16 protein-coding genes and 1 pseudogene are annotated in these 21483 nt (G+C 44.0%); 14 read left to right on the top strand and 3 right to left on the bottom strand.

The genetic code is table 11. From position 1 onward, the window contains the following. The first annotated feature begins 453 nt into the window (after positions 1-453). The 3 genes from PG915_RS22815 (at position 454) to PG915_RS22825 (ending at position 5250) form a co-directional block, all read left to right on the top strand. Positions 454-2775, top strand: a complete 2322-nt coding sequence (locus PG915_RS22815; protein ID WP_353499255.1) for a phage tail length tape measure family protein — start codon at positions 454-456, stop codon at positions 2773-2775. Next, positions 2762-3091: a phage tail protein gene (locus PG915_RS22820; RefSeq protein ID WP_353499256.1), complete on the top strand. Its 330-nt coding sequence runs from the start codon at positions 2762-2764 to the stop codon at positions 3089-3091. The genes PG915_RS22815 and PG915_RS22820 overlap by 14 nt, the downstream gene beginning before the upstream one ends. A 185-nt stretch (positions 3092-3276) precedes the next feature. Beyond that, a complete protein-coding gene (locus PG915_RS22825; RefSeq protein WP_353499257.1) occupies positions 3277-5250 on the top strand; it encodes a DUF4209 domain-containing protein in 1974 nt (657 codons plus the stop codon). 32 nt (positions 5251-5282) lie between these two features. On the opposite strand, the gene PG915_RS22830 is transcribed toward PG915_RS22825, so the two are convergent. After that, positions 5283-5846, bottom strand: coding sequence for a KilA-N domain-containing protein (locus PG915_RS22830; RefSeq protein WP_353499258.1), 564 nt, complete (start codon positions 5844-5846; stop codon positions 5283-5285). 336 nt (positions 5847-6182) lie between these two features. Here PG915_RS22830 and PG915_RS22835 point away from each other — a divergent pair, with 336 nt between their 5' ends. The 6 genes and pseudogenes from PG915_RS22835 to PG915_RS22860 all read left to right on the top strand — a co-directional run bounded on the left by PG915_RS22835 (position 6183) and on the right by PG915_RS22860 (position 13607). Further along, positions 6183-6875, top strand: a complete 693-nt coding sequence (locus PG915_RS22835) for a phage minor tail protein L (protein WP_353499259.1) — start codon at positions 6183-6185, stop codon at positions 6873-6875. A gap of 127 nt (positions 6876-7002) precedes the next feature. Continuing rightward, a complete protein-coding gene (locus PG915_RS22840) occupies positions 7003-7593 on the top strand; it encodes an NlpC/P60 family protein (RefSeq protein WP_353499260.1) in 591 nt (196 codons plus the stop codon). 110 nt (positions 7594-7703) lie between these two features. Then, the gene (locus PG915_RS22845; RefSeq protein WP_353500214.1) at positions 7704-8111 is read left to right on the top strand and encodes a hypothetical protein; all 408 of its coding nucleotides are present in this window, start codon (positions 7704-7706) and stop codon (positions 8109-8111) included. A gap of 1 nt (position 8112) precedes the next feature. Then, the gene (locus PG915_RS22850; RefSeq protein ID WP_353499261.1) at positions 8113-12084 is read left to right on the top strand and encodes a host specificity protein J; all 3972 of its coding nucleotides are present in this window, start codon (positions 8113-8115) and stop codon (positions 12082-12084) included. Positions 12085-12241: 157 nt separating this feature from the next. Then, positions 12242-12403 (top strand): annotated as a pseudogene (gene tdh, locus PG915_RS22855) (L-threonine 3-dehydrogenase); the annotation flags it as partial. A 322-nt stretch (positions 12404-12725) separates the two neighbouring features. Further along, the gene (locus PG915_RS22860; protein WP_353499262.1) at positions 12726-13607 is read left to right on the top strand and encodes an NAD(P)-dependent oxidoreductase; all 882 of its coding nucleotides are present in this window, start codon (positions 12726-12728) and stop codon (positions 13605-13607) included. 184 nt (positions 13608-13791) lie between these two features. Here PG915_RS22860 and PG915_RS22865 read toward each other — a convergent pair whose 3' ends face one another. Next, on the bottom strand, positions 13792-14538 hold the full coding sequence (locus tag PG915_RS22865; protein WP_353499263.1) for a nuclear transport factor 2 family protein: 747 nt from the start codon (positions 14536-14538) through the stop codon (positions 13792-13794). Between the two features lie 446 nt (positions 14539-14984). On the opposite strand from PG915_RS22865, the gene PG915_RS22870 reads away from it, so the two are divergent. Continuing rightward, entirely contained in the window at positions 14985-15713 is a 729-nt protein-coding gene (locus PG915_RS22870; protein WP_353499264.1) for an oligogalacturonate-specific porin KdgM family protein, read from the top strand. Between the two features lie 269 nt (positions 15714-15982). After that, on the top strand, positions 15983-16699 hold the full coding sequence (locus PG915_RS22875; RefSeq protein ID WP_353499265.1) for a FadR/GntR family transcriptional regulator: 717 nt from the start codon (positions 15983-15985) through the stop codon (positions 16697-16699). A 156-nt stretch (positions 16700-16855) separates the two neighbouring features. Here PG915_RS22875 and PG915_RS22880 read toward each other — a convergent pair whose 3' ends face one another. Then, the gene (locus PG915_RS22880) at positions 16856-19006 is read right to left on the bottom strand and encodes a heparinase II/III domain-containing protein (RefSeq protein ID WP_353499266.1); all 2151 of its coding nucleotides are present in this window, start codon (positions 19004-19006) and stop codon (positions 16856-16858) included. Positions 19007-19401: 395 nt separating this feature from the next. Between PG915_RS22880 and PG915_RS22885 the strand changes: the two genes are divergently transcribed. From PG915_RS22885 to PG915_RS22895, 3 genes are read left to right on the top strand one after another with little or no spacing between them, the layout of a single operon-like run. Next, positions 19402-19737, top strand: coding sequence for a cupin domain-containing protein (locus tag PG915_RS22885; RefSeq protein ID WP_353499267.1), 336 nt, complete (start codon positions 19402-19404; stop codon positions 19735-19737). A 35-nt stretch (positions 19738-19772) separates the two neighbouring features. Further along, positions 19773-20705, top strand: coding sequence for a sugar kinase (locus PG915_RS22890; protein ID WP_353499268.1), 933 nt, complete (start codon positions 19773-19775; stop codon positions 20703-20705). Between the two features lie 53 nt (positions 20706-20758). Next, the gene (locus PG915_RS22895; RefSeq protein WP_353499269.1) at positions 20759-21382 is read left to right on the top strand and encodes a bifunctional 4-hydroxy-2-oxoglutarate aldolase/2-dehydro-3-deoxy-phosphogluconate aldolase; all 624 of its coding nucleotides are present in this window, start codon (positions 20759-20761) and stop codon (positions 21380-21382) included. The last annotated feature ends 101 nt before the right edge of the window (positions 21383-21483 follow it).

Here is a 21483-nt window from a genome sequence, read left to right on the forward strand (position 1 = left end):
AGATTAGTTAACTGTAATGACGGGAACTAAGCGATGAGAATACTCTGGAACATAATCAAGTACATGTTATTGCTAGTGACGCTTGCGATGGTCACCCTGTATATCATTGGTGCTCTTGCTCCTGACTCAAAAAAAGACTTTGTAATTTCAAATAATAACTTTGATGGTTATTACACAATACCATATTCCGATAGTAGATGTGGTGAGTTGGGCTATCGCTTCAAAACGCTTCATGAGAAAGAGGGTTTCAGCACAAAAAGTGCGATGCGGAAGAGTAATTGTAAAGTGACCTCAAGCGGTAAGCTAGAAGGGTATATTTATCCTAAAAAGAGGCCCAACTTAAGGATTTTCTGGATAGAAACCAGCCGTGGAGTCTACTACAAAGACTAAGTAGGACAATTTATAGTCGACAGGCCACGCATTGAGAGCGTGGCTTTTTTATTGGGAATGGTTATGGCACAGAGTTTCATCGACCTAATCGCAACCTTAGATGCCGACACTGCCAATCTTGATCGTAAGGTTAATCGCAGTGGCAAAGCGGTCAAAGACTATGGAAGCAAAGCGAAGGGGGCTGAAAGGAGCAATAAGAAACTTAGTAGTAGTTTCAGCAAGGCAGCCAATTCGGCTTCTTCGTTACCAGGACCTCTGGGTAATGCAGTTGGTCAGGTTGACACTCTCGTCGGTTCCGTTTCACAACTAGGCGTGGTTTACGGTGCGGTTGGATTAGCGGCAACGGCGTTTATAGGTTCCATCGCAGCGGGTCTGCCTGTTTTAGCAGAATCTGAGCGAAGAATGTTGCAACAAGAGCAGTTATTGAGGGCTACCGGGAATGCTAGTGGCTATACGGTAGAGCAGCTTGATATGTTGGCTCGAAAAGTAGCAGAAGCGACACTCACTAATACTGAGCAGGCAAGTAAAGCCATTGGAGTTATGCTGACCTTTCGTTCCGTAATGAACGATCAAAATAAGACGTTTGAACGAAGTATTTATTTGGCCCAAAGTATGGCCAGCGTGCTCAATACAGACATAGTCAGTGCGTCGAAACAACTGGGTAAAGCGTTGGAGATGCCCTCAGAAGGCATGACTGCTTTAAGGCGGGCTGGTCTCTCTTTTACTCTGGCTCAAAAAGACATGGTGAAGTCAATGGAAGACGCGGGAGACGTCGCCTCAGCGCAACAATTTATCCTCGCAGAGCTGGAAAAGCAACTAGGCAAAGGTGCTGGGGCTGGTGGCGCTGAGTCGCAAGGGCTAATCGGCTCTATGGACTTATTTAGCCAATATGTAGATGAAGTATTTGAAGCGTTTACCAAATGGTCTGGAATAAAACCAGTCGTTCAGGATGTAGTTGATGAGCTTAATGAAGGGCTTCTTGTCGTGCGAGATTTCTTTGCACCGACAACGACAGATGAAGCACTGGATTTAATGTCTGAACGAGCCAAAGTTTTGTCTGAAATGAACGCAGAGGTGGCAAAGGCGGGTGGTAAGAACAAATTAAGCAGCTTGTTCGGTTACACCAAAAGTGATTGGTTTAATGACCAACGCAGGTTAACGGAAATCAGCACACGTTTGGATGAACTTAAAGCCAAGCGTGATAAACGTCTCAAAGAGGAGCAGGCGGCGCAGGGCGCGATGCAAAAATCCGCCGCCGAACGTGAAAAAGAACGCGAGCGAGAAAAGAGAGCAACGGAGGAAAAAGCTGCTGAGGAGAAGGCCGCACGAGTTGCAGCGAGAGTGAAAGCTCAGGAGGAAAGAGACAAAGCAACGGCACAGCGAGAACGATCGCGTAACCAACAAACGACGGAGGACTGGCTGCAAGATCTCTCTCGTAGAACAATGGCAGAAAGTGAGTTACTTAATGCCAAATATATGGATGAAGCCATGCGTTTGGCCAAAGTGAAACGTGATGGGCTGGTTTCAGAAGAAAACTATCAGACTGCACTTAAAGATATTCAACAACACTACGGCAATGAGCGTCTTGAGCTTGCCAAACGCCAACAGCAAGCATTGGAAGAAGAGAACCAACATTTTTGGGATCGTTATGCTACGACTATGCAAGAGTCGGCATACAATACCGATGAGCTCTGGAGCAAGACCTTCGACAACTTCACCACAAACTTTGGTAGCGCCTTTGCGTCGGCTGTCATGCAAAGTGAATCAGTAGGCGATGCGTTCGCCAGTATGGCCAGAGGAATGGCTCAGTCGATGATAGCCGCTATTGGCAAAATCATTGCCCAACGAATGGTGTTGTGGGCAATAGAAAAGGCCATGTTTACTAAAGGCGTGTCGAACCAAGTGGTGAAGGTTGCGGCAGAGGCTGAATCAGCCTCCAAAGTGGCTGCTATCAATGCCTACAAATCCACGGCAGCGATTCCTTATTCAGGGCCAGCTATGGCTCCAGCAGCCGCGAGTGCGTCGATGGCTTTCACAGAACCTTTAGCCGCTGCAGCCACCGCTGCAGCGGCGAGTGGGTTGGCAGGGATGGCTCATGAAGGGATCAGTGCGGTCCCCAAAGAAGGAACATGGTTGCTTGAAAAGGGCGAGCGCGTTTACACCAATCAAGCCGCTGAAAAGTTGGACAAAATGTATGACATCCTCCAATCGGTGAGGCCTGGTGCCAGTTCAGTGAGGGACATCAACCTTAATGTGACAATGTCAGCAGAACAGAATCTCGATACAGAATCGATCCACCATCTTGCACGCCAATTTCGAACCGTAGTGAAAGAGGAATTAGTGGACAATTTGAGACCGGGAGGCCTACTTAATGCAACGATTTAACTGGGTACCAGTTGCTGGCTTTAGCCGTATATGCGAACCAAAAATCAAATTGGTGCAGTTTGGTGATGGCTATCAGCAGCGTTCGCCGAATGGAATAAACTACAAGTTAAGAACTTACTCCGCAACGTTTAGAGACAATTCTGAGATTATTAAGGGTGTTGATGATTTTCTGTTCGACAGAGGAGCGGTAGAGGCGTTCTTGTTTGTACCGTTTGGTGAGTTTGTGGAACGGACGGTCGTTTGTAAGCGTTGGAGAGTTATTGAAACAGGAGTTAAGGGAGAACTTACAGGTATATTTGAAGAGGTGATTGGTTAATGAGCTGCAAATACTACATCAAGTTTAGATATGCTACTATGTGCAAAAATGCTTATTTGAGTTGAGTTTTATATTTCAGATGACTACAGCTCATTATTAGAGAGTTTTGAGTTGTAAATAAACAGTCGGAACAATGCTCTATATGTGATAAATGGCGATAGTAAGTGCATGGAGTGTCTACGAGTATGAGACTTGGAAAAATTAACAGTAATGTAAAAGCTCGCAGAGATACTAAAAGGCGACGTGCGAAAAAAATGTTAGCTTGGTCAAAACTCAAGCTGAACGCTTTTGCTGTTATACATAATCCATCCGTTCAGTATGAACTGAAGGATTTTTTGAACTGTCGTTGGTCGTATGATTTTTGCGCCAATTCTCATCACGGGTTTTCGTCCGTTGCAAGCTCTTTGGAAAAACTATCCAAACAAAAACTAGATAACAAATTGATTGTTCAAAGTCGCATTTTAAAATTAATGGCCGCTGCAATGGGTATGAAGTTGGAGGCTGAGAGCAAGAATGCTCCACTAAAACCTTATTACGTAGCAGTCGATGGATCAGGGCGCACTACTTCGATTGAGGACTTTACAGAATACGAGTTAGAGTTTTTCGAAAAGGTAGTTGAACATGGTACCGAGCCTTGGCTTCAATCCAGACTGGCGGAAATATTATGGTTTGCGAAAAAACCAAGGAAACGCCAGTTCGCTCATGCGGCAATATCGAGCTATATATTGATCCCAGCAGAGCCAGATTTTTGGCACCGAGATGCTAAACTATGCTGGGAGCGCGCGGCTCGTTTAAGTCTTCAACTTAGAGACGAAGCTCTTGTGAAGCACGTAAAGAGTAAACTATTCGCCTGTTTGAATAGAGAATACCCTAGTCATAAATTCATGAAGCTCTGGGTTGCTGACCTAATGAGTAGGCTTCATTTAGATTCGGATTTTATCGATGAGGTGGCAGATCTATTATTTGATGAAGGGCTAGCATTGTTCGAGAAGAACGATTTTTTGTCGTCAGAGTCTTATTTTAAGCTATCAAGTACTAAATATGAGCATTGTGAACGGGAAGAAGACTATCTTAATTCGCTTGTTTATATAGCGGATTGTTATGAAAAAGAAGCGGATTCTCGTATTACAGATAGTAATATGGTAGCTAATTCGTTTTATGAGAGTGCAGTTCAAGCATATCGTCGAATTCCCAAAAAACTTCGAAGTGGACACAATGTAGAAGAAAGAATAGAAGCGATTCGTAAGAAAATGACCATCTCTGGGAAAGATTCACTTGAAGAGATGGCTGTAATAACGAGCCCTGGTCTAGATATATCTGACGATGTCAAAAGAGCAACTGAACATGTTAGTAAAAAGGCTGAATTATCTGAAGCGATTGTGTATTTCTCTGGTTTAGCCAGAGTAAGTAATTATGATAAAACATTAGAACTGACAAAGCAGAGCATGCGTGACAATCCACTGGGTGCAATGATGGGCTCGACTCATATGAGTCAAGACGGTCGAGTTATTGCAAAAACACCACCTTTGACATTTGACTTAGGAGAGGACAACCCAGTCAATAAAGCTGTTTTGTATAGAGAAATGCAAAAGATATTCGATTTCGAAACTGAGTTTGTTGTTTATGCGACTATAAAGCCGGCGCTCAACATAATTCTTTTAGAGCATACAGTTTCAAAAGAGTTCCTGATTCAACTTTGTCAAGCATCACCGTTGATATCAGATGAGCGGTCTCGACTAATGGGATTAGGTTTATGGTTGGGGTTTGAGCTCGAGTTTGGAAGTGCTATACATATTTTATCCCCACAAATAGAACATATAGTTAGAACTTTGCTGAAGAATGCTGGTGTTAAAACAACCAACCTAGATCGAGACGGAATTGAAAATGAGAATGGGCTAAGTACGTTAATTGATTTAGACCAGTCTCGTAGTATTTTAGGTCAGGATCTTTGGCTTGAAATCAAATTACTGTTTACAAGTGCCCTTGGTCCTAACTTGAGGAATGAAGCAGCACACGGGTTACTATGTGATAACTCTTCCTCCTCTAGTTCTTCTATTTATGCATGGTGGCTATCACTACGTTTGGTGGTTCACTCAGCAATGGGTTATATTAACTTTGATTTAACTAGTTTTGAAAACACAGAAATTCGAGAATTGTAAGATTAGCGGGACTGCTTGTCCCGCATGCTAATTTATCTCGTTATCGCAATACAAATCCTCTCATTGACTATTCGTGACAACTCAGTCAACTGGTCAATATCATTAAATGCAACATCCGGTTCCTTGAAATAGTTGATAAACGCTTTTCTGTTCATCACTTGCTCTTCTCCGCTTAGCAGTCTTCGTTCAGTAATTTTACCTTCCGTTACGGTAAGTAGAATACGTTGGTGGAAGACGTCCGGAAGCTCAATCGTTTTGGTTTGGGAGTAAGGCTTACGACTTGTAATGAGTTGGTCGTCAAAAGCGCGAATTACAAGAAGATGAAATTTAGGGCTTATCCATATAGCATAGGCATAGACTAGTTCTTTTCTAACCCAAGTTCCGGTGTGTTTACCGCCACCCTGCGTTTTGGCAACCAAGTTAGAACTCTCACATTGCTCGATTTCCTTTATCAGTTGCAGTGTTTGTTTGGTTTCAAGGAAGAGTTCTGGCTTGTACCGTTTACTGCCACCACTGGCAAGATGGATATCATCTAGGGAGTAATAGTCCTCTTTAGATCGAATAATTCGGTTTGAGAGGATGGTTAATTTTGGCATTGTTAACTCCTTTTGCTTTTTCGAAAAAGCACTCATCGCGAATGATAAGTGTCAGGAGGTTCGAAACGGCCAAAAGATACCGCGGACTTATTTCCCCGGAGGGTGTTTTATTCGTCGCCCTCCCGACATAATTCAATTGATAGGATTAGGCTAGGGAGCATGACCATTTAACAGGCTAAAGCCAACACTTACGGGGTTGGTATAGTCCGTCTTTTGTAAGAGGTTTCGACGCCTCAATCCGGATACTAATCTACGCTTTTCAAAATTGTCAAAGTCAACTCCATTTACAGTCGCTAAATAGGCCTCGTGCTCTCAATTCTCAATAGAGGTATTCACGTGCTACCACAAAAAATGTTATCTGAGTCCGTTAAACTACAACAAGCGCCTTTGTTGGAGCTATACGACGTTGATATCACGCAGTTAGGCGGAGAGGTCTTTCGTTTTCACAATGGAACAAACGCCAAACGGGAGACTCTAGTCTGGCGGGGAAAGAGCTATCGCCCTTATCCAGTTAAAGGCTCTGGTTTTGACTTGAAAGGCAGGGGAACGTCTTCACGCCCCAAGTTAACGTTAGCTAATATCAATGGATTGCTTACCGGCTTAACTCTAGAATTTGAAGAGCTTGTCGGCGCCATCGTAACAAGACGCCAGATGTATTTGCATCATCTTGATTCGGTCAACTTTCCGGAAGGGAACTCTGACGCCGACGAGACTCAGGAGGTCGTCTCTCGCTTTGTCGTAGAGCGCCTCGTTAATATCGATGCGATGTCAGCTTCTTTTGAAATGGCACTGCCATGTGAAACAGACAAAGCAATCATACCAGCACGGATGATCACCACGGATGTTTGCTCTTGGCAATATCGAGATAATGACTGTGGCTATTCTGGTGGAGCGGTAGCAGATGAAGACGATAGACCTACAACAGATCTAAACAAAGACAAATGCGGCAAAAGGCTTGGTAGTTGCAAGCTTCGATTTGGTGCTAATAGTCCGCTACCTTTTGGCGGATTTCCCACTACTATCCGATGAAACAACAAATACTCAACTACGCAGCACAGTTGGCACCGGCCGAAATGTGTGGCTTTGTACTGCTTGTGAATGGCAAACAAATGTTCTTTCCCGTTAAGAACATGGCAAAAATCCTAAAGAACATGCGGTGTTCGATCCAAAGGCTTGGATAGATGCTGAGGACCTTGGAGATGTCGTTGCCTTAGTTCATTCTCACCCTGATGGGGCAGCGGTATTAAGTCCTCTTGATAGACAAGCACAGCAACAGACTAGTCTACCCTGGTGGTTAGTCTCAAGTCGTGGCCTCGTTGAGTTTCCTTGTGTTCCTCATCTTCTCGGGCGCCAGTTCGATTTTGGACAACTTGATTGCTACACCTTAATGAAAGACGCCTACGCGTTAGCTGGGCATACGTTGCCTGATTTTCGCTATGAGGAAGATTGGTGGCAGAAAGGACAGAACCTATATATCGACAACTTGCCCAAGCATGGCTTCTACCAAGTTAAAAATCCAGAGCCTGGTGATGTTCTGATGATCCAGTTAGCTAGCGATAAGGCAAATCACTGTGCCGTCTATTTGGGCGATAACGAACTCCTTCATCACTGCCCAAACCGGCTTTCAAACCGCCAGTCTTTTGGTGGTTATTGGTACTACCATTTACATTCGATTTGGAGATATGAACGATGGCAATCGTCAGATTTTATGGGGATTTACAACGATTTGGTCGCAGGTTCAAGTTAGAAGTTAGTACGACGAGCGAAGCTTTAAGGGCACTGCTGGTGCAAATTCCTGATTTACAAGGGCACATGGCTAAAGGCCAATATAGAGTGAGAATTAAACGGCATGATGTAATGGCTGACTCAATGTTTGACGAGGTACTCAAACCGATAGGCCAGAAAGATGTGATTCACGTGTTGCCAGTTGTGACGGCGGCACAAAAAGGAGGGGTTTGGCAAGTGGTTGCTGGAGCTGTGTTGATTGTAGCTGCGTTCTATACTGGTGGGGCGTCATTGGCTGCATGGGGAGCTCTCTCAACCGGTATGGCAGCGGCAGGTGCGTCAATGGTGTTGTCAGGTGTTGCCACGATGCTGACTGATGTACCAGATCTCTCAGACCGAGACACCGTGAACAATGGGCAAACGAACCAGTACTTTACATCACTACAAAATCAGGTTGCTCAGGGTGGCTGCGTACCGGTTCTAATAGGGGAGTGTATGATTGGCGGAAAGATACTTAGTCAAGGTTTGAGGACGGAGTAGCATGGGTAAAGGTGGCGGTGGCCGTCAACACGTACCCTCTGAGAAGCCGGATAATCTGAAGTCAAAGCAAATCCTGTCAGTTATTCATTTGCTGAGTGAGGGCGAGGTCGAAGGGCCAGTACGAGGTCTTCGATCTCTCTACTTAAACGATACGCCGATCATGAACGATGACGGTTCCTTGAACTTTAGAGGGGTCAATGCGCAATGGACAGCCGGAACCCAATCACAAGCACCTCTCTCAGAGTTTTCAGAGCTTGAATCGGAACTCGTCGTTGGTACAAAGGTAAAAAAGGCGAATCCAATTGTCAGAACGGTCACCAACCCATTAGTAGATCGGATTAGAGTCACGTTGGGTGTGACAGCACTTAGAAGCGTCAATGATCGAGGTGATACTTTTGGTACGACTGTACAGCTAGAAGTCGCTTTAAGTGGCGGCGAACAAAAAACAGTTGTCATTAAAGGCAAGACAACCTCTCAGTATGTGAAGTCAGTAGTATTCGATTCCCTACCGCAAGTGCCGTTTCAAATTACAGTGACGCGGTTGACACCGGATTCAAACTCTCAAAAGCTCAATAATGACACTCTATGGTCGAGCTATACAGAGATTATAGACTCGAAACTGTGCTATCCCAACACGTCAGTGTTGGGACTAACGTTGGACAGTCAGCAGTTTTCTGGTGTACCTCGTATCAATGTGCTTGGTCGTGGAATAAGGATTCGAGTACCACGTAACTACACGCCAAGCACTCGAGCTTACAATGGTTTCTGGGATGGGTCATTTAAGACAGCTTGGACCAATAATCCAGCTTGGGTTGCGTTGGAACTAGCGACGAATGAACGCTTTGGTCTTGGCAAACGTCTAGGAAGAGACGGGATGGATAAGTGGGCACTTTACAAGATTGCTCAATATTGCGATGAGTTGGTCGACGATGGGTTTGGTGGTAGAGAACCTCGAATGACCTGCAATGTTTATTTGGACAAGCCTAACTCTGCTCATTCGGTGCTTAGCAACTTGTTTGCGATCTTTAGGGCTATGCCAATCTGGAATGGGATGGTTTTGTCCGCCTCGGCAGATTTACCAAACGATCCAGTATATCGATACAACAATGCGAATGTAGTCGATGGAAAGTTCGTTTATCAAGCAAGTGCTAAGAAGGCCCGTCATACCGCTGTACATGTGAAGTGGCAAGATCCTAATAATGGATGGAGTGAACAAACGGAGTATGTCAGTGATGATGAGTCCATAATACGATATGGTCTGAATACTAAAACGATCAAGCCTTTTGGTTGCACCTCACGTGGACAAGCGGTTAGAGCGGGGAAATGGTTATTAATCACAGAGAAGCTTGAGCGTTACACGGTCACATTTTCAACTGGTAGAGAGGGACTTAGACATTTACCAGGGGATGTCATAGAGGTGGCGGATAACGAACGTGCTGGCGCTAATATTGGTGGACGTGTGCTTAGTATTGAAGGGAATACGATAACTTTAGATAGGCCAGTTGAAACGGAAGGTCTATCGGCGTGGCTTGGTTATATCGATGGTGAAGGGCAAGCGAAACGTGTGGCAGTCGCCTCTCAACCAAAGCCGGACACTTTAGTCTTAGTCGATGTACCTGAAGGACTTGAGGATTGGTTAGCCTGGACACTGTCTACGCAGTCGTTGAAACCTACCCTTTGGCGATGTATCGATATTACTGAAACCGAATCTGGGTATAACATCACTGCGTTGCAACACGTCCCTGAGAAACAAGCGATTATTGAACAAGGAATAAAGTTCGAAGCGAGTAGGCCAACGAAGTATGGCACTACACTCCCGCCAGTGGAACGTTTGCAAGTGGAGGCTGAGCAATATGATGATTTGTTCCAGGTGAGAGTAACGTGGGACACGCCTCAGGCGCCGGAGAAGTTAACATTTCTTCTAAAACTGGTGCGAGATAACAAGATCTATCTAAACACAGAGACGAACGACACCGAGCATCATTTTCGGGCTCTTCCTATGGGAAATTACAATCTGTTTGTTCGCGCTAGAAATCGAGGCGACCAACTTGGAGCTGAGAGTATGGCGAGTTTTTCCATCGCTGCGCCACTCACTCCAAGTCAGATCGAATTTGAGACCACGAATTATACAGTGACGGCGAGACCTCTACTCAATGGTTTTCAAACGTTAGGTACTAACTACGACTGGTACTTTGGGAGAAATAGAACGGAAGTTCTCATGCGAACCCATTACCTCGGACGTAACTACATCTTAAACCACCAAGGAAGAAAACCTGATACTACGTATTGGTATGGGGTAGAGGCTGTTAATGCTGTGGGCAGGAGTCGCCTATTTGCCAAGTCAGTCAAAACTAAGTTACAGCCCAGTGATATCTTAGATTTGATAGGGTCGGAAATTCCGAAGCTTGATTGGGCAAAAGAGTTAAAAGAACTGGTTGAGTACAATGAGGCTAGTGTTGTTTTATTAGAAGACAGAGCAGCACTGGTGGTGAACAACGAAGGACGTGTGAGTGGAATGACCGTGACTGCAGAAAGTGCAGCCAGTGCGGTCGACTTTTTGGCTGACCACGTGTCTTTCTCTGACCCACACACGCTGCAGCGAAACTTATATTGGGACAACAATTTACGAACGTTGGTCGTGAAGGGACAGATCCAATTGCTTGACGGCCATAGCGTCTCTAGTCTAAGTGACATTAAAGGACAACGTGGACAAGATGGAGACACTATTCACACCGAATTCCAGTTTAGTCCCGACCGTAGGAATTGGCATTTTCCAACACGTCCAGGAGATCGTTTTATGAAAAGCAGAACGGTCACGAATGGGATGGCTTCAGCTTGGGGTGGCGTGTCTGATTTGAAAGGTATCAGAGGAAGAGATGCCCGTGAGAGATATACTTGGATAAGGTATGCTGATGATGCCAAAGGAAATGGAATGTCCGCTCTTCCACTCGGTAAATCCTATATAGGCTTTGCGTACAATAAAACGAGCAATAACCCTTCAAGAATTCCTAGCAATTATCTGTGGTCGAAATTCAAGGGAGATGATGGTCTTGGTATAGACGGTGCTGGTATATATCGTATTGAAACTTCTACAGGTGTCTTTCCTTCATATGGTTTAGCGAGTTCTCTTTTTCGTTCTCATGTTCTTCGTGATCCAGTCAGAGACGATGTATTAACGGTCTATGCGATGGAGGAATCTATTGTAACAAGAGCCTCTTCTAGGATGTTTGATGGTAGAAGATGGGTTGAGCCAAAACTCATAGTTGACGGTGACTTGATAGCAATCGGCACTATTCGAGGGGATCACATTGTTGCAGGAACCGAAATTCGCTCACCAAGGATAATAGGTGGAGAAATTTACGGCGTTACTGGTACATTTGAAGGAACGGTAAAAGTCGGAAAGCTGATAGGTGCAGTAGGCCTGACCTCAAGAAGAACCACTTTCATTAACGGTATAATTTTCTCGTTTCGAAGAGGTGAGCATAACCGTTTTAAATACTATAAAGTGTTCAACCTCCGAATCCCTTATGCAGATTTTAAGCGCAAAGGTGTAATTACGGTGAGATTGCATGATATGAGTATAGATTCTACTACTAACCCTAACTATCGAATGGTGCAGTCTGTAAAGAATTGGGATAGCCTTCGTTTGAGCGCTACAAGTTTTATATATACAAGTAGAGGGTCACTCATTAACAGTAATAAGTCATCCACGAGGTTAACGTCGCTGTCGAAACACTATCTGGATCAGCTAGCTTGGAACCCGACGAATCGACAAGCGTTGATCAATGAGCAGGAGCTTAAGTGGTCAATTGATATCGATGCTGCATATGGAAGTGGCTCCCATTACATCGGTTTAGCAATCGCCTGTAATCCTGGGAGTCCAAATTTAAATCACACATTCAACATTAGAGCGGGCTCTGCGTCGATTGACATAGCCTTGGATAAGGATAACAGTGAGATTGTAGTTGACTAGCTTAAATGGGATGGGATAGGGGACAAAATTCGTTTATCAGACAAACGATAAAGGATCTTACAACTGAAATAGCACCAGAAAATGGCCCCAATTTAGCCCCAAAGAAAAAGATCAAATTCATAGGCTTTTGAATAATAATGGAAAACAGGTGATTGAGCTTGAAATGTTCGAAACTTGGTATAAGATGGCGAGCTTGATTCAATCAGGTCTAGATCTAACACCAATCATCACTCACCACTACAAGGTTGATGACTTCCAAGAAGGCTTCGATGTTATGCGTAGCGGTCAGTCTGGTAAAGTTATTCTCGATTGGGAATAGTGTGATTTAGGTAAAGTGTCGTTCATATGGACGACACTTTCACTGAGAACACCACGACTGTACGCTAATCAGTTATTACCTTGTCTATCCTTTGTGAAGACGACATTTGACTTCGATCTACCCTCAAACTATCTACCTCTCAGTTGTCTATTAACAGTAGCCACAACAGTTTTGATTAGTGTTTGTCCACTCGCTAAGCTAATCAATATCACATTACTTATTTAAACTCTTTCTCAAGTTGTTTTTTGATTGATTTAAATCGCACTTATCTATATGCTTTACATTAATTAATAATACAATAGTACGTAAAGAGGAATTAAACATGACTAAACCTGTCATCGGCTTCATCGGTCTGGGTCTTATGGGCGGCAACATGGTTGAGAACCTTCAAAACCGTGGTTACGAAGTTAACGTTATGGATCTGAACAAAGATGCCGTTGCAGCTGTTCTAGCTCGTGGTAATGCATCTGAAGCAACTTCTGGTAAAGAGTTGGCAGAGAAAAGTGACATCGTAATGCTATGTCTAACAACGTCTGAAGTTGTAGAAAAAGTAGTATACGGCGAAGCTGGTATCCTAGCGGGTATGACTGAAGGCAAAACGCTAATCGACTTCGGTACTTCTATCCCAGCTTCAACTAAGAAAATCGGTGCTGCTCTTGCAGAAAAAGGCGCTGGCATGATCGATGCGCCTCTAGGCCGAACTCCAGCTCACGCTAAAGATGGTCTTCTAAACATCATGGCTGCTGGCGACATCGAAACGTTCAACAAAGTTAAGCCAGTTCTTGACGAGCAAGGTGAAAACGTATTCCACCTAGGTGCACTAGGTTCAGGTCACGTGACTAAGCTAGTTAACAACTTCATGGGTATGACGACAGTTGCAACTATGTCTCAAGCTTTCGCTGTAGCTAAGCTAGCTGGCGTTGACGGCCAGCAACTGTTTGACATTATGTCAGCTGGTCCATCTAACTCTCCATTCATGCAGTTCTGTAAGTTCTACGCAGTAGACGGTGAAGAAAAACTAGGTTTCTCTGTTGCTAACGCAAACAAAGACCTTGGCTACTTCCTTGCTCTATGTGAAGAGCTAGGTACTGAGTCTCTAATCGCTCAAGGTACTTCTACAAGCCTACAAGCAGCTGTTGATGCAGGCCTAGGTCAAAATGATGTTCCAGTGATCTTCGACTACTTCACTAACCTAAAGAAGTAATCGTTGCTGCTTAGTGTGAGCTATATGTCGCACTAAGAAACGAATAAATAAAACCCCCGCTGATGCTATCAGTGGGGGTTTTGTTTTGTTTGCAATATAACTTGAGTTTTTGAAAGGGTAGTGTGCCTAGTTTCATTTAAGTAACTGTATTCAGACACTCAGCTATTGAAGGTGTTATTGGGCGTTAAAACTTCCCACCGTTAACCCATTCGCTTTTGGGAGGGACGGGCTCCTGATTAACCCACCATTCGACGATTTGTTTGCTCTCTATGCGAAATATATCGAAGCGAGCTATTTCTGTGTTTTCATAAAGCAAACGGCTATAGGCGACAATCATGTTACCTTGGCCGACAATTTTAAATACCTGATCGTAGCTCCCAACATATTTCTCGGCCGGATCAACATCTAAAGCAGCGTGCATAGGAAGGTTCGTGAAATCGACGTAGCTGCTAGCGCTCTCTTTTCGACCTAATACCATCACATCGCACAAAAAGTCTCTAACTAACTCTTTGTTGTCTTCGGTCTTATCGATATCACCGGGTTCAGTAGGGCCGCTTATTTGATCTCGTTGGGTGTCTGCATTTTCTACATAGGCGGAAATGACATCCCAATGCTCTATTATCTTGTCATTATTGTCGGTATCAAATAAATCGGTGGTTATCCAGTATGCTTCGCCGTTGTTGATGTTTTGATACGCTTGCACAAACACATATTGACCATCGACAAGCGAGCGAACAACGCGTATGTCGCGGTCGTGGCACCGTTCAATAAATGGCTCAAAAAACTCAACAAAGCCCTCTATGCCGCTTCTAACGCCTGTACTGTGTTGGGTATAACGGGCACCCGTATATTTGGTCACGGCTTGCCGAGCATGCCCATCACGGATTCCTTCCATGTATAAATTGGTCGCATTGTTCAGTTTCTGACTCATCAGTTAACCCCTGTCCTTTCGTCGACACATTCAAAGCTTAAGCCTAGTTGAATATTGTTGTACTCGTGAGGAAAAAAGCCCGGTGAACAGTATCCACCGGGCTTTCTTACAAAAGCTGTTGCTTGTTGGTTGATTGTGTGTTTTTTAATGATTTTGTAAATGACAATAGTGCTATCTTAGATATAAAATATTACAAATAAAAGTAAAGCAGAGGGCATAATATGTATTGCATCACAGAATTGAAATCAGCTTGATTATTGTTGGTTTGTAGGTGGAACTACTAAAATATCGCTATTTATCAGTGATTAACGGATTGATTTAGTGGTTTCAAGCACGAACCAAGCTGCTAGTTCACATAGTCCTGGTGATGTAGATCACAGATAAATTCTCTCAAACCCCTTAATATATTTGTCATACATTAACACAAGCACTATTAGGGTTTGAATATGAACAACCTGTCTAAAGTAACCATCGCAGTTACGACTCTACTTGCGACAACCGCCGTTTCTGCAGCTTCTTTTAACGTACGTCATGAGTATAAGAACGAAACTAAGCAGCACGCTTCACGTGTAAAGCTTGCGGATAACATCGGCAACTTCCTTGTCGATATTGAAGCTAAGTTCAAAGGTCAAAACGGCAAGTTTATGGAAGACCTGCAAAACAACGGTTGGGAACTTGGCTTGAACTATCGTCATGTTTTGAACGACAATTGGACTCTAACATACGGTATGCCTATTGAAGGTCGTAGTGCGGGCATGACGTACAAGCCTCAGCTTCGTGCGACTTATCAAGTTGACAGTATTGATGGCTTAAGCCTGAGTGCTCGTTACCGCTACGATATTAAACACACTAATGAGTCTACGTCGTACGAAGAGAACGACCAGGGTGGCTATGATCAAGTTGTAAACGCAAGCAAAGATGAGCGTCGTCACCGTATTACAGCAAACATCAACTACGCTCTAGATGACTGGCGTTTTGGCTTTGAAGGTAACTATTACAAAGCAGAAGGTTACAACCTATACAACAACAAAAACACCAACTATGAGCTAAATGCAACAGTCGCTAAGAAGTTGGGTCAGTGGACACCATCTGTTGAATTTGGTGATGTAAACGTGAGTTCTACTAGCGATAAGCGTGAGTTACGTAGCCGTATCGGTTTGACGTACAGCTTCTAAGCGAAACATAAAGGCTAACCTTGGTCTTTATCGAAGGCTCTCATCAATGAGAGCCTTTATTGTTTCTGGAGCCATATAGGCGCCGTTTGTGACGGTTCCCGTTGTCAACTTTGTGGTTGTTTCTTCGCGTAATGTCGAATGGTATAGCTCACAATACAAATGAAATGGCAGAAACTGCGAAGAGTTTATCAAGTCTTAAAGCAATAGATTTGATAATATTGTATTATTTAAAATGGTTTCTAAATCTTAATTTTTATCCGGAGCAGTATATGGCTACTTTTTCACTTGTAGAAGATGCAAGTCGTAAGATTCATGTTCACGTTGCCAGGCAGATTGCTAGACAAATATTGTCTGGAAAGTTGAGTGAAGGTGAAAAACTACCGAACGAGGTGTCACTGTGTGAATCATTCGGTGTCAGTCGTACCGCTTTGAGGGAGTCTACAAAGTTACTTTCGGCAAAGGGGTTGATAGCATCACGTCCTAAGATAGGCACGGCCGTTCTACCCAGGACAGAGTGGCATTTTCTCGATCCTCAATTGCTTCATTGGATTCAAGACCTTGAAGATACCAAACTGTTTCTGTCTCAATTTCTTGGCTTACGAAAAGCGATAGAGCCCGAAGCCTGTGCATTATGCGCGAAATACGCAACAGCGGAGCAGCGCAAATCTCTTTCTCTAATTTTTCAAAAGATGACACTTGCCGCGGAAGCGAACGATCAACAAGAGTGGACCATCAACGACCATCTATTCCATCAAACCATCTTTTTTGCTACCGGAAATCAATTCTACGTACCATTTGGCAATATACTGGAAACTATCTTTAAGCAGTTTCTGGGTGAATCCGCAGAGGGTGGACGCTTCTGTCTAAACGAACATAGAGCAATATACGAAGCGATTATGTCGGGCAGGGCAGACGATGCTCGAAACGCATCGATGTACTTGTTGAATGACGAGAACCAGAGGTTGTCGAAGGTTGCCAATGGCTAACCAATGTCCCACGCGATTGATTTAACCTAATTTCACTCAGTGGTTTGAATAATTCGATTAAAAAAATAGGCCTCAACGTTGTTGAGGCCTATTGCGTTATTTAGTGCAGCAAACTGGACGCCTATGTTTTATCGGTATCCAACTAAACCATGCCCATTAAACCAAGCCGAATGAGCCTTCCCATGAGAACGTTTGACCGGCAAATTCAACGCTGTGTTGACCTTGTTGTTCATCTTCCGAGAGATTGCTGATAGCAAAGCAATAGGTTTTACCTGTCGTCATGTTGATTTGAATGACTGTAGCGATGTCATTGTTACCTACAACACCCACTGATTCTACTAAGCCACGAGCATTGACAGATTGCTCAAACTCTTCATTGAAGTAACCGTGAGTCTCTAGTACTGATGCGAATACATGATCTTTACCCGTTTGGCGCATGATCATTGCAGGCTCACTACGTAGGTTGAAGTCAGGGTCATTTGCACCTAGTCGAGCAAAGATTACTTCGCTGTCTTTATTGGCACTTGTCACAAGTGAATAGTAGCTGTTATTAACCAACCAGCTCACAAGCGAGCTGTCTTCAACGCTGCCAGAACCTAGGTTCCAAAGGTGCTGATAACCGTCAGATTCGCCAAGTGGCTTTAATGTTGCTTCGGTTTGATACTCGAAATCGGTACGAATGATTTGGCCTGAATAATGAACAGGAAGATCATACTGATGTTCTGCCTCTGACTGGATTCGGTATACGTCGACAACCAGTGGTTTTTCAAACTCTGGCAATTCAGCAAGCAGGATGCTGCGCTGCATATGTACGCCGTCGTAGTAGCCAGAAATTCGGCCGCTCATGCCTTGAAGCTTGTCGTTTGAGATGTCAAAGAAATGCTTCTCACCAAATTTAGATTCAGCAAGTGCGGTGTTGAAGTTATTCTGCGTCTTCTGATTTACAGTGACCGTGTTGTGAGCGACAGTTTGCTTACAGTATGACTTGTTTTCTGGGATGTAGCGTCCACCAAATTTAGGCTCTACGTTGACCCAGCGTCCATAGCCATAATCGTGAAGTACTTCGTGGCCACGGTTGAATATACTCAAGTGAAGACCATCATAGTGACCATGATCGAGTGCTGAATGATACTGGTGATCTGAACCGTGCTGGCCGAACCAAATCAGTGCCATGGTATCGTCGTCTTGGTTATCACGGTGACGAAGAATACCTAAACCACCTTTTTCACCTTGAGACCCATCTGTTAGGTATAAGCTACCCCAGTTGAATGGCTTGATCTCGTCCGCTGCTTCCACAGCATTCGATAGAGTTAGGCCAGACGAATGTACCCAAACATTTTGCTGGTGGTTTGCCATAGCAAGCAAAGTTTCTGCTTTTTCATAGCGATGGAAGCAGACACTCGTTGCCATAACGACGCCTTCATCGTTGATCGAGATGGTCTTCGATGAGTCGTTACAAGCGGGTAGGGAGCCATCAGGAAATGCCGTTTTGAATACCGCGTAAGAGGTAGTCTTGATAACCGAGTCGTTAAACTGGTAGATAGCTAACTCAGGTTGGCGACGTTCAATGGCTTCTGCAAACAGGTAGATTGGTCGCAATGAGAAACGATGATAGTACGGCCCTTCCATGTAGTAACCATCTGGCGAGAATAGCTGATCTAATTGAGCAAGAAAGCCACCACTCACTTTGTCGAGTTTCAATCCATAGAGCGCTTTATTAACAGACTCTTGATCGTTGATCGCGTAACCACAGATACCTACAGCTGCAACTGCCCAAAGACCATGGTTGTGAACGATATCGAAGTCGTGACCATAGGTTACAACGAAAAGATCGATCATTTGCTTAAACAGGTCATTTTCGATAAGGGCTTTTTGCTCTTCATCTAGCGTGTGATAAATACAAGAATACGCACATGAGGCGTACAGCATCCACATGTTTTCATTAAGAGTCTGATGGAAGATTTTGCCTGGAGGGTTGGTATCTTTACTGGTGTTGCTTTCTAGAGTTGGATACACCTTGGCATAAGCCGTCAGCATTTCAACGATGTAATCGCGGTATTTCTGCTCTTCCGTAATCAAGAACAAGCGTCCCGCTAAGTCGATATGGATGTAGTTTTGTTTGTGGCGGTTGTGTTCGTAACCACCACCTTCACCATGACCAGGAACCTCAATACCTACTTGTGTCATGTACGCATCTGTCTGCTTAATGTCGCGCGCCAGTGCTTTTCCCATAAGGCTATCCGTGCCTAAAGCTTTACGAAGCTCAGCGGCTTCTTCAAAGTTCATTAAAAGAGGTTGATAGCTCATTATTGTTTCTCCTCGGTGGATTAGTATACAACTTACCCGTTGGAACTAACCCGGTTGATTGCTTGGAGCGAAACTCTATCGCTTGCGCTGTTGAGTCTTGCTCACTAAATTGGTCTCTGCATACAATGGTAATACAATAGCATCTTAAAGCCTAGTTAGAGTCGATAGAATGATGATTGAAGTCACTATGTAATTTGTAAAACACTGTTTATTAATGATTATATTTGAATGTTTAGCTGTATTTGTTGATGTGTATTGCAAACGATTAACTTTTTCTTGTTAAGCTAATATTGAGCTAGATCACAGTTTTATGGGTATATTGTATTACAAAAGCGTTTTTGATTTATAGTACATACTAGTTAGAACTTAGAGTGAACCTTAAGTGGAGAATCAACATGAATCCTTTCTTTATAAATGACGAGCACGCATGGGACGATCTAGGCGATGGTATAAAGCGCAAGATCGTAGCGTACACTGATGACTTGATGGCTGTTCACCTGTGCTTTGATAAAGGAGCGATTGGTTATCCTCACACTCACGAAATTCATGATCAAATTGGCTACGTTGTACGTGGTAGTTTCGAAGCGGAAATTGATGGCGAAAAGCAAGTGCTTAAAGAAGGCGATGCTTACTTTGCTCGCAAGCTAGCGATGCACGGTGCCGTAGCGTTAGAGCAGGATAGTATTCTTCTAGACATCTTTAACCCTGCTCGCGAAGACTTTTTGAAATAATCAATTAAGCAATCACTGTTGCAAAGGTAACACCCATGAAAAATACTAATATTGCAGTTCTTGGCGAGTGTATGGTTGAGCTCCAGAAGAAAAATGGCCAGCTACAGCAAACATTCGGCGGTGATACTCTAAATACCGCTCTATACCTATCTAGGCTAACGAGAGCGCATGATGTCAACGTCAGTTATGTAACGGCATTAGGTCACGACGAGTTCAGTGGTGAAATGCTCAGCACTTGGCAAAAAGAGGGTATCGATACCTCTAATGTCCTTCAAATCAAAGACAAAAACCCAGGCATCTACTACATTGAGACAGATGAAACAGGTGAGCGTTACTTCCACTATTGGAGAAACGAGGCTGCGGCAAAATTCATCTTTGAACAACCAGAGTCATCGGCTCTTGTTGAGAAACTACTTGGCTACGATTCGCTGTATCTAAGCGGCATCACGTTGGCAATTCTTACACCAGCTGGTCGTGAAAAGCTGATTGAGACTCTAAAGCAATTCAAAGAACGCGGTGGTAAAGTCTTCTTTGATAACAACTACCGTCCGAAGCTCTGGAGTGATGAGCAAGAAGCGATTAACTGGTATGAGCAAGTTCTATCAATGACCGACATCGCGATGCTGACGTTTGATGACGAACAAGCATTATACGGTGATAAAGAGTTAGATGACTGTATTAATCGTACTTCAGGGCTTGGCGTGAAAGAGATTATCATCAAACGTGGTGCGGAAGCGTGTTTGGTTGTTGAAGGTGACAATCGTGAGTTTGTAGCACCTAACCCAGTGTCGAATGTTATCGATACCACTGCTGCTGGCGATTCATTCAGTGCTGGTTTCCTCGCGAAACGCCTAACAGGCGGTACTGCGCAAGAGTCTGCTTTTAGCGGGCACTGCATGGCAGGACAAGTAATTCAGCACAAAGGCGCGATCATTCCTCTGACTGAAATGCCAGAACTATCCCTATAAATCCCAAAGGCTCGCGTTACTGCGGGCTTTTCTAGAACATGAGTTTGAAAATTATGACAACCTTAAACGAACAGCTAGCAAAGCTAAAAGTTATTCCAGTAATCGCTATCAATAACGTTGAGCACGCCATTCCACTTGGCCGTGCATTAGTAGAAAATGGCATGCCATGTGCGGAGATCACGCTACGTACTGAATGTGCAATTGATGCAATCAAAGCGATGCGCGAAGCGTTTCCAGAAATGCTGATCGGTTCTGGCACGGTACTCACTAATGAGCAGGTTGATGCGTCAATTGAAGCTGGTGTAGATTTTATCGTAAGCCCAGGCTTCAACCCTCGCACTGTTCAATACTGTATTGATAAAGGTGTGGCGATCGTCCCTGGTGTGAACAACCCTAGTCTGGTTGAGCAGGCGATGGAAATGGGTCTTCGTACATTGAAATTCTTCCCTGCGGAGCCTTCGGGCGGTGTTGGCATGCTTAAAGCGTTGTCAGCTGTTTACCCAGTAAACTTCATGCCAACGGGTGGCGTTAGCTTGAACAATGTTGACGACTACCTATCTATTTCATCAGTTCTAGCGTGTGGTGGTACTTGGATGGTTCCAACCAAGCTGATGGATGAAGGTAAGTGGGACGAACTAGGTGCCTTGGTGAAAGCGGCAGTAGAGCACGTGAACTAAGCGAATTAAGTTCTATAAGGGAAAGCGAGCTTTGATAGCTCGCTTTTTTGGTTTTGGCCTCTTTAGCAACTAGGATTAAGCAGCACTTACTTACAATTTTT

The sequence above is a fragment of the Vibrio sp. CB1-14 genome (genome assembly GCF_040412085.2).
Lineage (GTDB): Bacteria > Pseudomonadota > Gammaproteobacteria > Enterobacterales > Vibrionaceae > Vibrio > Vibrio chaetopteri.

Bases quoted from the DNA above. Each gene is read 5' to 3' on its own strand.
- PG915_RS22815 (WP_353499255.1), top strand. From the start codon at position 454: ATGGCACAGAGTTTCATCGACCTAATCGCAACCTTAGATGCCGACACT.
- PG915_RS22820 (WP_353499256.1), top strand. From the start codon at position 2,762: ATGCAACGATTTAACTGGGTACCAGTTGCTGGCTTTAGCCGTATATGC.
- PG915_RS22825 (WP_353499257.1), top strand. From the start codon at position 3,277: ATGAGACTTGGAAAAATTAACAGTAATGTAAAAGCTCGCAGAGATACT.
- PG915_RS22830 (WP_353499258.1), bottom strand. From the start codon at position 5,846: ATGCCAAAATTAACCATCCTCTCAAACCGAATTATTCGATCTAAAGAG.
- PG915_RS22845 (WP_353500214.1), top strand. From the start codon at position 7,704: ATGGCTGACTCAATGTTTGACGAGGTACTCAAACCGATAGGCCAGAAA.
- PG915_RS22850 (WP_353499261.1), top strand. From the start codon at position 8,113: ATGGGTAAAGGTGGCGGTGGCCGTCAACACGTACCCTCTGAGAAGCCG.
- PG915_RS22860 (WP_353499262.1), top strand. From the start codon at position 12,726: ATGACTAAACCTGTCATCGGCTTCATCGGTCTGGGTCTTATGGGCGGC.
- PG915_RS22865 (WP_353499263.1), bottom strand. From the start codon at position 14,538: ATGAGTCAGAAACTGAACAATGCGACCAATTTATACATGGAAGGAATC.
- PG915_RS22870 (WP_353499264.1), top strand. From the start codon at position 14,985: ATGAACAACCTGTCTAAAGTAACCATCGCAGTTACGACTCTACTTGCG.
- PG915_RS22875 (WP_353499265.1), top strand. From the start codon at position 15,983: ATGGCTACTTTTTCACTTGTAGAAGATGCAAGTCGTAAGATTCATGTT.
- PG915_RS22880 (WP_353499266.1), bottom strand. From the start codon at position 19,006: ATGAGCTATCAACCTCTTTTAATGAACTTTGAAGAAGCCGCTGAGCTT.
- PG915_RS22885 (WP_353499267.1), top strand. From the start codon at position 19,402: ATGAATCCTTTCTTTATAAATGACGAGCACGCATGGGACGATCTAGGC.
- PG915_RS22890 (WP_353499268.1), top strand. From the start codon at position 19,773: ATGAAAAATACTAATATTGCAGTTCTTGGCGAGTGTATGGTTGAGCTC.
- PG915_RS22895 (WP_353499269.1), top strand. From the start codon at position 20,759: ATGACAACCTTAAACGAACAGCTAGCAAAGCTAAAAGTTATTCCAGTA.